Genomic DNA, 14,620 nt, shown 5'->3' with positions numbered 1-14,620 from the left:
CGAGAAGAGGTCCATGATGGGCGGGACCCCACCGTCGAAGCTCTCGGGCACGTCGAACGCCATCGTCGTGACCGGAGCACGTGTGCACAACCTTCGCGACGTGGACGTCGCGATACCGCGCGATGCCCTCGTCGCCTTCACGGGTGTCTCGGGCTCAGGCAAGAGCTCCCTCGCGTTCGGCACTCTGTACGCCGAAGCCCAGCGTCGATACTTCGAATCGGTGGCTCCGTATGCGAGGCGTCTGATGAGCCAGGTCGACATCCCCGACGTCGACGCCATCGAGGGGCTGCCCCCTGCCGTCGCCCTCCCCCAGCAGCGCACCGCCGGCAGCGCGCGATCGACCGTCGGCAGCGCCACGTCGATCGGCAACGTCGTGCGCATGCTGTTCTCGCGCGTCGGCACCTACCCGCCCGGGGCGGAGCCGCTGTTCGCCGAGGATTTCTCCGCGAACACCGTCCAGGGCGCCTGCCCGCAGTGCCACGGGATCGGTCAGGTCTACGACGTGCCCGAGCACCTCATGGTCCCCGACGAGTCGCTGACGATCCGCGACCGGGCTCTCGACGCCTGGCCCAGGGCCTGGCACGGCAAGCAGCTCATCGACAGCCTGATCTCCCTCGGCTACGACATCGACATCCCGTGGCGCGATCTGCCGGAGGAGCAGCGTGAGTGGGTGCTGTACACCGAGGAGTCCCCGCAGGTGCCGGTGTTCACCGACCGCGGCCCGGCGCAGGTGCGCAAGGCCGTCGCCGCCGGCATCGAGCCGTCGTACATGAGCACGTTCGTCGGGGTGAAGCAGTACGTGCTCAACACGTTCGCCCATTCGAAGAGCGCGAAGATGCGCGAGAAGGCGGCGAGCTTCATGGTCAGCGTCCGCTGCCCGATGTGCGATGGGCGCCGGCTGAAGCCCGAGGCGCTCGCCGTGACGTTCGCCGGTCTCGACATCACAGAGATGGCCGCGCTGCCGCTGGCCGACCTCGAGGCCCTGCTCGAGACCGCCCTCAACCCGTCCGACGGCGGGTCGGCCGCCGAATCCGACAGCGAAGCGCTCTCGCCCGAGAAGCAGCTCGCGGCGCACCGGCTGGTCGACGAGCTGCGCGATCGGGTCTCTCCGATCATCGAGCTCGGTCTGGGCTACCTCTCGCTGGATCGGTCGACCCCCACTCTGTCTTCGGGGGAACTGCAGCGCATGCGGCTCGCGACCCAGGTGCTCTCGCAGCTGTTCGGGGTCATGTTCGTGCTCGACGAGCCGTCTGCCGGGCTCCATCCCGCCGATGGTGAAGCGCTCGTGCGCATCCTCCGATCGCTCAGAGACTCGGGCAACACGGTCTTCTTCGTCGAGCACTCCCTCGACGTGATCCGGCATGCGGACTGGATCGTCGACATCGGCCCCGGTGCGGGAGCCACGGGGGGCGAGATCGTCTATTCCGGTCCGATCGACGGGCTCCGCGAGGCGGAGCACTCCCAGACCCGGCGCTACCTGTTCGCCGATGACCCGCGCGCCGAACGGCCGACGACTCCGGCACCCGCCGCTCGCGAGCCCGACGGCGAGCTCGTGCTCACCGATGTCTCACGGAACAACCTCCGCAGCGTCTCAGTGTCGATCCCCCTCGGCTGCCTTACCGCCGTCACCGGCGTCTCGGGGTCGGGCAAGTCGTCTCTCGTCACCCAGGCTCTGCCCGATCTGCTGCACAGGAGCCTTTCCAGTGAGGTGGACAGCTCGACGCTCGACGTCTCGCGAGACGAGCAGAGCGCCACGACGACGGATCCGCTGTTCTCCTCTCCGACGGCGGAGACGACCGGGCATGCGTCGGGTCCCGCCGGACGCGTGCGTCGCGTCGTGCAGGTCAGCCAGAAGCCGATCGGCCGCACGTCACGGTCGAACGTGGCAACCTACACAGGGCTGTTCGACCGCGTCCGCGCTCTGTTCGCCGCGACTCCGGAAGCGCGGCGGCGGCGATACGCCGCGAGCCGATTCTCATTCAACCTGGCGAGCGGACGATGCCCCACCTGCAAGGGCGAGGGCACGGTCGAGGTGGAGCTGCTCTTCCTCCCCACGGTTCATGCTCCCTGCAGCACGTGCGGCGGCACCCGCTACAACCCCGAGACCCTCGAGATCGAACTCCACGGGCACACCATCGCCGACGTGCTCGCCCTGAGCGTGAACGACGCGCGTGTTCTCTTCGCCGACGATGCCGACGTCGCTCGACACCTCGACGCACTCCTCGACGTGGGACTGGGGTATCTGCCGCTGGGTCAGTCGGCGACCGAACTCTCCGGCGGCGAGGCGCAGCGCGTGAAGCTGGCGTCAGAGCTGCGGCGTGCCCAGCACGGCGACACCCTGTACCTGCTCGACGAGCCCACCTCGGGGCTCCATCCGTCGGACACCGATCGACTGCTCGTGCATCTTCAGCATCTGGTGGACGCCGGCAACTCTGTGGTCATGGTCGAGCACGACATGCGCGTGGTCGCGCAGGCCGATTGGGTGATCGACATGGGCCCCGGTGCGGGAGACCTCGGGGGCACGGTCGTGGCGCAGGGGACCCCGCGCTCGATCGCCTCGGCGAGCGGGAGCACGACGGCTTCGTACCTCGCGGATGCCCTCGCCGCTCGGGACCGCAGTATCACCGCCTGAAACAGAAAATCCCTGCCGAAGCAGGGATTTCTTCTGCGGAGACGAGGGGATTTGAACCCCTGGTCCCCGTGAGGGGACTCCACCTTAGCAGGGTGGTGCACTCGGCCGGACTATGCGACGTCTCCAGGCATCCGGTCCGTGAAGATCGGATGCACCTTGCAAGCATAACGGGTTCCGGTGACGGGAACGAATCGGCGTACCGATCGTTGAGCGGGGCCCGCGAAGCGGCCCGAGACGAAATGTGGCAGGTTCCGCAGAACGGGTCGCGACGTTTCGTCTCAGTCGACTGCGTCGTCTTCGCTCAACGACCGGGGATGCTCACCGAGCTCGACTCCCGCACCACGAGTTCGGGCTGGAACCGCACGCGGCGGTCGTGCTCGACCCCGTCGAGCTCTTTCAACAGCAGGTCGACGCCGGTCCAGCCGAGCAGCCTGGCCGGCTGGCGCACCGAGCTCAGCGGCACGACGGTGGCGGAGGCGAAGTCGATGTCGTCATATCCGACCATCGCGATGTCGTGGGGCACGCGGATGCCGGAGCCGAAGCTGAACGCCTGCAGCAGCCCGACGGCGAGCAGGTCGTTCGCGGCGAAGACGGCATCCGGACGCGAGCCTGCCGGACGCGCCGCGATCGCTTCGCCCGCCGCCCGCCCCTGGAGAACGGAGAGAGCGGACTGCTCGACGATCTCGAGCGTCACATCGGGGTGGGCCGCGACCGCTGCCTGCACCCCCCGAAGACGATCGGCGACCTGCTGCACCGATTGCGGCCCTCCGACGAAGGCCAGACGACGACGCCCGGATGCGAGCAGGTGATCGGCCGCGAGCCGGCCCCCCTCGACGTCGTCGACGGAGACCGACGGAAGAACCCCCTCCTCCACCTCACGGTCGACGAGGATCACCGGCATCCCCCCGGCGGCGAAACGATGCACGGCCGAGAGATCGTCGGAGGCGGGGGTGAGCAGCACGCCGTTGACCCGCTGCTCCTGAAAGAGCTCGAGATGCGCCAGCTGGCGCTCGTCTCGTTCATCGCTGTTGCCCAGCAGCACGGTCATTCCGGCATCCGCTGCTCTGTCTTCCGCTCCCCTGACCACCTCGGCGAAGAACGGGTTGCCGATATCGGGCACCACGAGGCCGATGCTGCGGCTGCGACCGGCGCGCAACTGCCTGGCAGCGTCGTTGCGCACGAAGCCGAGCTCCTGGATCGCCCGCTGCACGCGTTCGACCGTCTTGGCTGACACGCGCTCCGGCTGATTGAGGACATTCGAGACGGTGCCGACCGAGACGCCGGCCGCAGCCGCGACGTCCTTCACCCCTACCGCCATGGCATGCCTCCGTCTGTTCGCGCGTGCGCCAACGACTACCTTCTCATTCTGTGCGGTGCACTCCGCGCCTGCGACGCGCGGGCACGGCGACGACGGCGAGCGCCGCACAGCCGATCCCCGCGATGAACAGCGGCGCGAGCGCCCAGGTCACGACGCCGGTGAAGACCGCGGCGGCAGCGATGTAGGCGGTGCCTGCGACATCCGCTCGGACGGCTGCGGGAACCCCTCGGACCGCTGCCCGCCACCCCTGCCGAGGAGACCAGGCGCCCGCGGCCATCAGGATCGCGACGGCGAGAACGAGAAGCCCGGCCCAGCCGACGACCGCGATGACCTCGCCCCCGGGCAAGGCACCAGACCCGGCCAGCACGACGTCGAGCGTGAGCACTCCCGCGATCAGCGCGGCCGCAACACCGACCACGAGCGAGGGCAGGAGGCCGGCACGCACGTCATCCCAGAAGAGACCTGCCCGCGAGTCTTCCGCGGCGACGAAACGCCGCAGATGACGGATGCCGGCGGCGAGCGCGATCGGCAGAGTGACGACGCCGAGGGCCACGACGGTCATCATCAGACCGATCGTGAGCACCTCGCCGAACAGACCGAACTTGGCGGTCGCCCCGGGGTTGACGCCCGGTTCGATGCCGGCGACCGTCGGGCCGGCACCCGAGCGCGCCTCGCGCTTCGCCGCCCGGTGCTCCCGGCGGTCTCCGCTGATGACCGACATGGCTATCCCTTCAGACCCTGCGTCGCCACTCCGTCGACGAGGAAGCGCTGGAACACCACGAAGAAGAGCAGCACCGGCAGAAGCGCCACGAACGAGGCCGTGACCGTGGCACCGTAGTCCGACGTCGACGACTGGTCGTTGTACAGACGCAGCGCGATGGGCAGCGGATAGTTCTCGGGGCTCGTCAGGTAGAGCAGCGGCCCGAGGAAGTCGTTCCACGCCCAGATGAACGAGAAGATCGCGCAGGTGATCAGGGCGGGCTTGATCAGCGGCAGGATGATCGCCCAGAAGATCCGGAAGTGACCGGCGCCGTCGATGCGTGCCGCTTCGTCCATGTCGCGCGGCATCTGGCGGATGAACTGCACGAGCAGGAAGACGAAGAACGCCTCGGTGGCCAGGAACTTCGGCAGGATCAGCGGGATGAAGGTGTCGACCCATCCGAGCTGATTGAAGATGATGTACTGCGGGATGATCACGACGTGGAACGGCAGCAGCAGCGTGCCGATCATCGCGGCGAACAGCACCCCGAGACCCTTGAACTGCACCCGGGCGAACGCGTAGGCGGCGAGAGCCGACGAGAGCACGGTGCCGACCACGGCGGATGCCGCGAGGATCAGCGAGTTCAGGAAGAAGCGCCACATCGGCACTCCGGCGATGCCCTCCATGACCTTGCCGTAGTTCTCGATCGTCGGCGCCTGCGGGAAGAGACCGGGGTTCTGGCCGAACTCGGAGTTCGGCTTGAACGTCGACAGGAACAGCCAGAGCAGCGGGTAGAGCACGACCGCGGTCAGCACGAGAAGGCCGACGAACCAGATGACGGTCTGCCAGGTCTTGCGCTTCACGCGCCGGCGAGGCGAGGGGGCGGATGCCGTGACGACGGCTTCTGTGATGCTCATTTGTCGTCTCCCGAGTAGTGCACCCACGACCGCTGGGTGCGGAACAGGATGAAGGCGATGATCGCGACGACGATCAGCAGGACCCACGCGATCGCTGCCGCGTAGCCCATCTGCCCGTCGGAGAATCCTCGCTTGTACAGGTACACGGTGATGAAGTTCGTCATGCCCGCGGGTCCGCCGGTGCCGTTGGAGATGATGTACGCCGAGGCGAACACCTGGAAGGCGCCGATCAGACCCAGCAGCAGGTTGAAGAACATCACCGGAGAGAGCATCGGGATGGTGACGGCGCGGAAGCGGCGGTAGGCGTTGGCCCCGTCCATCTCGGCCGCCTCGTACAGCTCCTTCGGAATCTGCTTGAGACCGGCGAGGAAGATCACCATCGTGGCCCCGAACTGCCACACGGCGAGCAGGATCATCATCGGGAGCACGAGGCTCGGGTTTCCGATCCACCCTCCGAGGTCGACGCCGAAGACCTGCAGACCGCTGTCGACCGGACCGTCGGACGAGAACATCGCCCGCCACACGATCGCGACCGACACGGAACCGCCGATGAGCGACGGAGCGTAGAAGGCCGAGCGGAAGAAGCCGGCGCCCTTGTCGCGATAGTTCAGGAGCATCGCGACGCCGAGCGCCGCGGCGAGGGTGATCGGGGTGCCGATGAACACGTAGACCAGGGTGATCTGCGCCGACTGGATGAAGTTCGGGTCGCTCGTGAAGAGACGGATGTAGTTGTCCAGCCCGATCCACTTGGGCGGCTGGAAGATGTTGTACTTCGTGAAGGAGAGGTACAGAGAGTAGATCATCGGCACGGCGGTCAGGCCGAAGAAGCCGATGAGCCAGGGGGTGAGGAACGCATACCCCGTCGCGGTCTCGCGGCGCAGACGTGCGCGCTGACCCGGTCGTGCCAGTTCCTTCTCGGGGCGTCGGCCGCTGCGCAGCGTTCGTCCTCGTCCGGACTTCTCGTCCGTGACGATCGTCCTCGTCGCCGTCGTGCTCATGACAGCTCCTTCCGAAGTGTGCGGGGTGCGGCGGGCCGGATGGAGATCACCCGGCCCACCGACGGAATCACTGGTTGAGGACGACGTCCATCTCGGAGAAGAACTGCGTCACGGCCTCGTCGACCGTCGTCGTACCGAAGTTGAGCTCGGTGCCCAGCACGCGGAACTTCTCCTCGAGGGTGCCGTAGCCGACGATCGGCACGGGCGGGGCGTCGCCGAGGCGGTCGGCGATCGACTCCTCGTAGTCCTTGACGATCTGGCTCATCGGGTCGAGCTCAGCTGCCTCGAGAGCGGTCTCGGAGGCGGGGAGACCACGGTTGGTGCCGAAGATCTCGCCGGACTCAGGCGAGTTGACCAGGAAGTTGACGAGCGTCGCGGCCGCCTCCGGGTGCTCGGTCTTGGCCGAGATCGTGTGCAGCATCGAAGGCTTCAGGTAGAGGTCCTTCGCGCCCTCCTTCGTCACGGGCGGTGCGACGAGGCCCAGCTCGGTGTAGCTCTCGCCGAGGTTGGCGAGGTAGCCCGCACCGAAGTTGTCCCACGTCATCTCGCTGGCGTTCTTCGCCGCGTCGAATGCGGTGAGCGGGTTGAGCTCCTCGACGACCTGCTGCGGCACCACGACGCCGTCGCGGATGTCATCGCCGGACTCCCAGAACTCCTTGAGGCGGTCCTCGTCGAAGCCGGGCGTGCCGTCTTCGTCGAACAGGTTCTTGCCCTCGCTGCGCAGCTGCAGCTCGAAGTTCTGGATGCGGCCGGTCCAGTCGGACCCACCCCAGAACTCGCCTGCGCCCGCCTCAGTGACCTCACCCATCCAGTCGTCGTAGTCCTCCCAGTCGCCTCCGGCGAACTCCTCGACGCCCGCGGTCTCGAGCAGCGTCGGGTTCGTGAAGACGCCCCACGCGTTGGTAGAGGTGGCGATGCCGTAGGTCGTGTCGTCGACCACGCCGATGCTGAGGATGTTCTCGGGCAGCGGGTCGGTCTCGATGACGGACCCGAGGTAGGGCTCGAGGTCGAGCAGCAGGCCGTTCTCGGAGTACTGACGAAGGTACGAGTAGTCGAACTGCATGACGTCGGGGAGGCCGCCACCGGCAGCCTCGGTCTGACGCTTCTCCCAGAACTCCGGGAATCCGAGGAAGGTCGCGTTGACCGTGATGTTCGGGTACTCCTCGTTGAACGCCTCGATCGCCTGGTTGTAGAGGTCGGCGCGGACGTCGTTGCCCCAGAACGCGAGGTCGAGGGTGACCTTCTCGTCGGGGTCGTAGGTGGGCTCGCCCTCAGGGCTGCCGCCGCCGGCGCAGCCGGCGAGTACCAGCGCTGCGCTGGTGGCGACGGCCGCTGCGGCCGCCAGACGCTTCTTGCTGAACATCGTTGTCCTCTCTGGTGAACGTCCTCGTTCGGCAATGCCGCGGAACGCCTGTGTCCATCTGGTGCGGGGAGCGATCTCCATAGTGCGGGGAAAACGCTTACCTGCACGCTAATCCAGATTGAAACGTTTCGCAACCGGCAATTCGCGGCGGCGATTACATCGATTACCGCGGGATCTTCCAGTCTTTCACGACGAGGTTCCCGGCCTCGACCTCGAGACCCAACCGATATACCGCCGCGCGCCTCCGCTCACCCGTCGCGGCGTGCACCGGTGCTGCCTCCGCGGTGGCGAAGAAGTAGAACCAGAGGTCGTCTCCGTGGTGCACCTGAGCGCCGTGATTGCCGTGCCCTCCCCCGGGAGCATGGGCGAGGATGACGGCATCCTCACCGCCCTGACGGGCCCACCGGATGCCGTCATCGGAGCGGTACACGCCCATCCCGCGCCATTCGTCGACGATCATCCACCAGAATCCGCCGAGGTCGAAGACCGCCGGCCCCTCATGGGGACGTCCGCCGATCGCGACGCCGTCGAGACGCCAGTCGTCGAGGTCGACGGATGACGCGACCATCGTGACCGAGTCCGCTGCCTCGTCCTTGTACCAGAGGCGCCACAGTCCGTCGGGTGTGCGCGCGACCGCTGCGTCGATGACCCGATCGCTGCTCAACGCGAGCGGACCGCGTCGTTCCCAACGACGGAGGTCATCTGAGAGATACTCGATGATCGAGCGCGCGAAACCGGGCCAGCGATCGGGGATGCCGTCGATCTCGGTGAGGTACATGCGCCAGCGCTCACCGTCCCAGACGACCTCGGGCGCCCAGTGGGTGCGGTCGACCTCGCGGGGCGGTGGCCCGGGCACGAGACCGAGGCCGGATGCCGCCGGCTCCAGAGTGCCGACGTAGCGCCAGTCCACTCCGTCTTCCGAGGTCGCGACGCCGATGCGACTTCCGTGGATCCAGGAGACCCCCGGCCCGGCGTCCTCGACGCTCGCCCGGCGCTGTGTGTAGAACATCCACCACAGTCCGTCCGCGTCGATCACGACTCTCGGGTCGGTGACGCCGTCGTAGACGGGGTCGCGATAGAGCTCTCTCATCGGCGCAGATCGGTGACCGGGCTCGCGAAACCGGCGCGGTGGGTGGGGTGTGCGGCCAGGATCTCGGGCGTGATCACTGCGCCGTCAGCCGCGGCCGAAGCGTAGATCCCCGCCACGATCTCGAGCGAACGAGCAGGCGCGTCCGCGGTCGCCGGCAGCGGCCCGCCGTCGAGCAGAGCGTCGAAGACGTCACGCAGCAGCGGCTCGTGATCGCTGCGCTCCTCGACATCCGGGAATCCCCACCCCTCGGCCTCGGATTCGAAGCCCGGCGCCGGGGTGATCCGCCAGTTCTCGTGGCCGTGCCCGTAGACATGATCGACCGTGATCGTGGCCTTCTGCGTGTCGATGCGGATCGAGCTCGCCTCTCGGGGCGACACCGCGCTGGTGATCAGCTGAGCGACCACGCCCCGGTCGAACACGATCGTCGCGGTCGAGACGTCCTCGGTCTCGGTCTCGCGGTCGAGGCGCCAGAGCCTGCCCTGCACCGACGACCAGTCGCCCAGCAGGTGCGCGAGCAGGTCGATCTGATGGATGCCGTGACCGAGCGTCGTGCCACCGCCCTCGCTCGCCCACTTGCCGCGCCACGGCACCGCGAAGTAGTCGGCGTCGCGGAACCAGAGCGTCTGACACACGGCGACCAGGGGGCGTCCGAGCGCGCCGCTCTGCAGCAGCGAGCGCACGTGTGCGGCGGCCGTTCCGGTGCGCTGCTGGAAGACGACCGCAAGCTGTCTGCCGGCGGCATCGGCGGCGGCCCGCATGTCGTCGAGCTCATCGAGCGACGGCGCCGGCGGCTTCTCGACGACCACGTGCGCGCCCGATGCGAACGCGGCGAGCGACTGCTCGCGGTGCGGAGCCGGCGGCGTGCAGATGAGCACGACGTCGGGCTGCTCGGCGGCGAGCATCTCGTCGAGGTCGCCGTAGGCGGCAGCGATGCCGTATCTGCCGGCGAACTCCTGGGCCTTCTCGAGGCTGAGATCGGCGACGGCGACGAGCTCTGCGCGCGGGTACGCGGCGACGGCGCGGGCGTGCGAGTTGGCCACGGCTCCGGTGCCCACCAGGGCAGCGCGAAGTCTCTTGTCTGACGTCATGGGTCCTCCTCAGGACGGAGAGTCGGGGTCATCTCATGCCGTTCTGCACCAGGTGCAACCGAGCGTATCGCCCGCCTGCGGCGAGCAGCTCGTCGTGCGAACCCTGCTCGACGATGCGTCCGCGTTCGAGCACGACGATGCGGTCGGCTTGGCGGATCGTCGACAGGCGGTGCGCGACCACGAGCGTCGTGCGACCGCGCATGAGCCTTTCGAGCGCCTCCTTGACGAGCCCTTCGGACTCGGGGTCGAGGGCGCTCGTCGCCTCATCGAGCAGCAGGATCCGCGGGTCGCGAACGAGGGCGCGGGCGATCGCCAGCCGCTGCCGCTGACCACCCGAGAGGCGCGCGCCTCGCTCGCCGACGACGGTGTGCCACCCCTGCGGCTGCTCGTTCACGAACTCCCACGCGTTGGCGTCTCGCAGAGCCCGTTCCACCCGATCCGGCGTGACATCCGGCATGCCGTAGGCGATGTTGTCGAAGACCGAGCCCTCGAACAGCACCGACTCCTGAGGGACGACCGAGATCGATCGGCGCACTGTCCGCAGGTCGAGCTCCTGCATGTCCTGACCGTCGAGCCTGATGCGACCGCTCGTGGGTCGGACGAACCCGAGCACGAGGTTGAGGAGCGTCGACTTCCCCGATCCCGACGAGCCGACGAACGCGACCGTCTCGCCGGGAGCGATGCGCAGATCGATTTCGAACAGGGCGTCATCGTCGGCGTCCGCATACCGGTGGCTCGCCGCGTCCAGCACGATCTCGCCCGCCACCGTCGAGACCATGCGCTTGCCGGAGTTCTGCTCGACGTCGGGCTCCTGAAGCACCTCGGCGATCGAGCGCACCGACTCGAGGCCGCGGGCTCCGACCGGAATGAGCATCAGCAGCTGGGTGAGCCCACCGGTCAACAGGGTGAAGTAGCTCGAGAGCATCACGACCTCGCCGGGCGTGATCGGCAGGAAGCCGGTGAGCGCGCACACGGCCGCGAGCATGAGGCAGGCGACGCCGAGCAGCTGCATCGCCACCCACGAGATCGACGCCACTCTGCCGTTCAGCAGGTCGAGGTCGAGGCCCGCCTTGCGGACTCCGTCTGCACCGCCCGCGACACGGCTGATCGCCGTCTCCTCGAGTCCGTGAGCGCGGGTCACCGGGATCAGCGACGCCATCTCGCCGACCCGGGCAGACAGCGTCTCGATCTCGCGGCGGAAGACCTCGTTGCGACTCTGCGAGCGATTGCGCATGCCATAGCGGATGCCGATGGCGATCGGCACGGCGAGGGCGTAGACGGGAAGGAACTGCGGCACCGTGATCGCCGTCATCCCGAGTGCACCGAGCATCACCATGGTCGATGACAGCAGCGGATGCGTGACCTGCTGCAGCATCAGCTCGACGTTCTCGACGTCGCGCACGACCTTCGTCTGCACGATCGACGAGCTCATCCGCGTGTGATATCCGATCGAGAGACTCTGCAGTCGGGCGGTCAGGGCGTTGCGCAGGTCGGCGCCGAGGTCTCGCACCACGGTCATGAAGTTGCGCGTGTAGATGATGTGGTTGGGGTAGTTCTGCAGCAGGAGCACCGCGGCGAGCGCGAACCACCACAGCACCTCGGTCACCTCGCCGTCGCTCGCCACCACGTCGATGATGGCCGCGGTGATCACCGGCAGCAACCAGAGCGGAATCTCCTTGATCGCGAACGCGGTGATCGCGAAGGTCAGCCGCCAGGGCCGACGGGCGATGAGGCGCAGCACAGAGCGAGTCGGATGATTCCCATCGATGAGCGCGGTCGGGTGGGAAAGCGCTTTCTGTGCCATGGTCCTATCGTAGAGTCACCGCACCTCTCACGGAAGCGCGACCCCCGAATCGGCAGGAGCACACATGACCTTCGACGCAGCATTCGACTGGGCGCGCCGTCACGTGCGGGCGGAACACCTGCCGACAGCGGTGCTCGGCATGGCGACCGCCGACGGGATCGTCGACCTCGAGGGATTCGGGGCAGCGACCGACGCCGTGTACCCGCTGTTCTCGATCACCAAGGTGCTCACCGGCATCACCGCGACGAGAGCCATCGAGCGCGGTCTGCTCACACCGGACACTCCCCTCACTGATGCGCTGCCCGATTTCGGATCGTCCCGCGACGACATCGTGCGACTCCGGCACCTCGCATCGCACACCTCCGGGATCTCCGAGCCCGCCCTCGACACGGCTCTGCCCCTGCGCCAGGAGCTGCTCACGAGAGGGCGGGACTTCGCTGCGGGAACAGCCTCGCGCTACTCGACGATCGCCTTCGAGGGCATCGCCGCGCTGATCGAACACGCGACCGACACGACGTGGGATGCCGGGACTCTCGAGTGGGCCCACCGCATCGGCGCGATCGGACTGACCCTCGACACCGCGCAGTCGGTCGGCGTCCCTGATGCCGCGGCGGGCGGGCTCGACCTCGACCGGTTCCACGCGACGCGAGCGCCCGGCGCGGGGATGCTGGGTCGCGCAGAGGACCTGCTCCATCTCGGCGCCGAACTGCTGCGCATCGGCCGCGGCGAGCGCGACGGCATCCTGTCTCCCGCGGGCCTGGCGATGATGCTGCGCCCGCTGACCGGCGACATCCCCCGCCTCGACCCTTACCCCGACGGGCGCGGCCAGGACTGGGGGTTCACGTTCAACCTGCGCTCGCGGGCGCCCGGGCTCGTCGACCGCGACGTCTACGGCCACGGCGGCTGGGCCGGCACCGAGTTCTGGGTGCACCCCGGTGCGGGGATCTGCTGGGTGCTGCTCACGAACGCGGCGGTGCGCCCCGGCGTCAACGCCGACGAGCTCGACAACGCGATCGTCGCGGCCCTGTAGCCGCCGACCTTCACTTGACACGGCCATCGGCTCTGTCTAGTGTTGAGACGTTGAATGAAACGATTCAAAACCTCGATGAAGAGAGACCGCCCATGACCCGCGTCGCGTTCCAGTTGCAGGTGCGTCCTGAACTGCTCGACGAATACCTCGCCCGTCACTCCCCCGTCTGGCCCGAGATGCTGGCCGAGATCGCGGCCGCAGGCCGACGCAACTACTCGCTGTTCCTGGCGGAGGGCGGCACGCTCGTCGGCTACTACGAGACCGACGACGATGCCGCAGCGCAGGCCTACCTCGCCGCATCCCCCGTCGCCGCGCGCTGGGAGGCCGAGATGGGGCGCTTCTTCGTCGATCTCGAGGGCCGCCCCGACCAGGCAGCCACCGCGCTCACCGAGGTGTTCCACCTCGAAGACCAGCTCGCCGACGCCGGCGGCTCCCCCGAACCCGACACCGACAACCGCAACGACACCGAAGGCAGCGCCTCATGAGCATCCTCTCGTCCGACAACCTCGCCGCTCTCGAGCAGCAGGGCATCGAACTCCCCAGCTGGGCGTTCGGCAACTCCGGCACCCGGTTCAAGGTGTTCGGCACGCCCGGCACGCCGCGCGACCCGTGGGAGAAGATCGCGGATGCCGCGCAGGTCAACAAGTACACCGAGCTCGCCCCCTCGGTGGCCCTGCACATCCCGTGGGACCTCGTCGACTCGTTCTCCGACCTCCGCAAGCACGCCGAAGACCTCGGCGTCACCCTCGGCACGGTCAACTCGAACACATTCCAGGACGATGACTACAAGTTCGGAGCCCTGACCCATGAGGACCCGACGATCCGTCAGAAGGCGATCGACCACCACCTCGCCTGCATCGATGTGATGGATGCCACGGGCAGCCGCGACCTGAAGATCTGGCTCGCCGAGGGCTCGAACTACCCGGGCCAGGCCGACCTGCGCGGCCGTCAGGACCGCCTGCAGGAGTCACTCCAGCAGATCTACGCGCGCCTCGGCGACGACCAGCGCCTCGTGCTCGAGTACAAGTTCTTCGAGCCGGCTTTCTACCACACCGATGTTCCCGACTGGGGCACGTCGTACGCCCAGGTCTCGTCGCTCGGCGACAAGGCCATGGTGTGCCTCGACACCGGCCACCACGCCCCCGGCACGAACATCGAGTTCATCGTCATGCAGCTGCTGCGCCTGGGCAAGCTCGGCTCGTTCGACTTCAACTCGCGCTTCTACGCCGACGACGACCTGATCGTGGGCGCGGCCGACCCGTTCCAGCTGTTCCGCATCCTGTTCGAGGTCGTCCGCGGCGGCGGCCTGAACAACCCCGACGTGGCGTTCATGCTCGACCAGTGCCACAACGTCGAAGACAAGATCCCCGGTCAGATCCGCTCGGTGCTCAACGTGCAGGAGATGACGGCCCGCGCGCTGATCGTCGACCGCGATGCGCTGACCGCCGCGCAGAAGTCGGGCGACGTTCTTGCCGCCAACGCCGTGTTCATGGACGCGTTCTACACCGATGTACGCCCGGCCCTGGCCGAGTGGCGCGAGTCGCGCGGACTCGCCGCCGACCCGATGAAGGCCTACGCCGAGTCGGGCTACCAGCAGAAGATCGCTGCCGACCGCGTCGGCGGCGTGCAGGCCGGCTGGGGCGCCTGAGCGCGCATCCTGACTCGTCGGGGTGCGGGAGC

General features: G+C 67.9%; 12 protein-coding genes and 1 tRNA gene. 4 read left to right on the top strand and 9 right to left on the bottom strand.

Going from position 1 to position 14,620, the window contains the following annotated elements:
- The first annotated feature begins 13 nt into the window (after positions 1 to 13).
- Positions 14 to 2,632, top strand: a complete 2,619-nt coding sequence (locus ASF87_RS09220) for an excinuclease ABC subunit UvrA (RefSeq protein WP_056375595.1) — start codon at positions 14 to 16, stop codon at positions 2,630 to 2,632.
- A gap of 36 nt (positions 2,633 to 2,668) precedes the next feature.
- Here ASF87_RS09220 and ASF87_RS09215 read toward each other — a convergent pair.
- The 9 genes from ASF87_RS09215 to ASF87_RS09175 form a co-directional block, all read right to left on the bottom strand.
- A tRNA-Ser gene (locus ASF87_RS09215) sits at positions 2,669 to 2,757 on the bottom strand.
- 176 nt (positions 2,758 to 2,933) lie between these two features.
- Positions 2,934 to 3,950: a LacI family DNA-binding transcriptional regulator gene (locus ASF87_RS09210; protein WP_056375594.1), complete on the bottom strand. Its 1,017-nt coding sequence runs from the start codon at positions 3,948 to 3,950 to the stop codon at positions 2,934 to 2,936.
- 43 nt (positions 3,951 to 3,993) lie between these two features.
- Positions 3,994 to 4,671 (bottom strand): hypothetical protein, encoded by a 678-nt coding sequence (locus tag ASF87_RS09205; RefSeq protein ID WP_056375593.1) that lies wholly within the window; start codon positions 4,669 to 4,671, stop codon positions 3,994 to 3,996.
- 2 nt (positions 4,672 to 4,673) lie between these two features.
- The gene (locus ASF87_RS09200) at positions 4,674 to 5,567 is read right to left on the bottom strand and encodes a carbohydrate ABC transporter permease (RefSeq protein ID WP_042537055.1); all 894 of its coding nucleotides are present in this window, start codon (positions 5,565 to 5,567) and stop codon (positions 4,674 to 4,676) included.
- Complete coding sequence (locus ASF87_RS09195; RefSeq protein ID WP_042537052.1) at positions 5,564 to 6,565, bottom strand: carbohydrate ABC transporter permease; 1,002 nt, start codon at positions 6,563 to 6,565, stop codon at positions 5,564 to 5,566. Before ASF87_RS09195 ends, ASF87_RS09200 begins: the two co-directional genes overlap by 4 nt.
- Before the next feature lie 67 nt (positions 6,566 to 6,632).
- Positions 6,633 to 7,928, bottom strand: coding sequence for an ABC transporter substrate-binding protein (locus ASF87_RS09190; RefSeq protein ID WP_056375592.1), 1,296 nt, complete (start codon positions 7,926 to 7,928; stop codon positions 6,633 to 6,635).
- A 163-nt stretch (positions 7,929 to 8,091) separates the two neighbouring features.
- Positions 8,092 to 9,018: a hypothetical protein gene (locus ASF87_RS09185; RefSeq protein ID WP_056375591.1), complete on the bottom strand. Its 927-nt coding sequence runs from the start codon at positions 9,016 to 9,018 to the stop codon at positions 8,092 to 8,094.
- Positions 9,015 to 10,106 carry a Gfo/Idh/MocA family protein gene (locus ASF87_RS09180; protein ID WP_056375590.1) on the bottom strand — a complete coding sequence of 364 codons (1,092 nt, stop codon included), beginning with the start codon at positions 10,104 to 10,106 and terminating at the stop codon, positions 9,015 to 9,017. The genes ASF87_RS09185 and ASF87_RS09180 overlap by 4 nt, the downstream gene beginning before the upstream one ends.
- Before the next feature lie 28 nt (positions 10,107 to 10,134).
- The gene (locus ASF87_RS09175) at positions 10,135 to 11,910 is read right to left on the bottom strand and encodes an ABC transporter ATP-binding protein (RefSeq protein WP_056375589.1); all 1,776 of its coding nucleotides are present in this window, start codon (positions 11,908 to 11,910) and stop codon (positions 10,135 to 10,137) included.
- Positions 11,911 to 11,974: 64 nt separating this feature from the next.
- Here ASF87_RS09175 and ASF87_RS09170 point away from each other — a divergent pair, with 64 nt between their 5' ends.
- The 3 genes from ASF87_RS09170 (at position 11,975) to rhaI (ending at position 14,588) form a co-directional block, all read left to right on the top strand.
- Entirely contained in the window at positions 11,975 to 12,940 is a 966-nt protein-coding gene (locus ASF87_RS09170) for a serine hydrolase domain-containing protein (protein ID WP_056375588.1), read from the top strand.
- Positions 12,941 to 13,032: 92 nt separating this feature from the next.
- Positions 13,033 to 13,425 carry an L-rhamnose mutarotase gene (locus ASF87_RS09165; RefSeq protein ID WP_056375587.1) on the top strand — a complete coding sequence of 131 codons (393 nt, stop codon included), beginning with the start codon at positions 13,033 to 13,035 and terminating at the stop codon, positions 13,423 to 13,425.
- Positions 13,422 to 14,588, top strand: a complete 1,167-nt coding sequence (rhaI, locus tag ASF87_RS09160) for an L-rhamnose isomerase (protein ID WP_056375586.1) — start codon at positions 13,422 to 13,424, stop codon at positions 14,586 to 14,588. The genes ASF87_RS09165 and rhaI overlap by 4 nt, the downstream gene beginning before the upstream one ends.
- Positions 14,589 to 14,620 lie beyond the last annotated feature (32 nt).

This window comes from Microbacterium sp. Leaf161 (assembly GCF_001423645.1).
GTDB lineage: Bacteria > Actinomycetota > Actinomycetes > Actinomycetales > Microbacteriaceae > Microbacterium > Microbacterium forte.
Note: the sequence above shows the minus strand (reverse complement) of the source record. Positions and strands in the feature narration are given on the sequence as shown.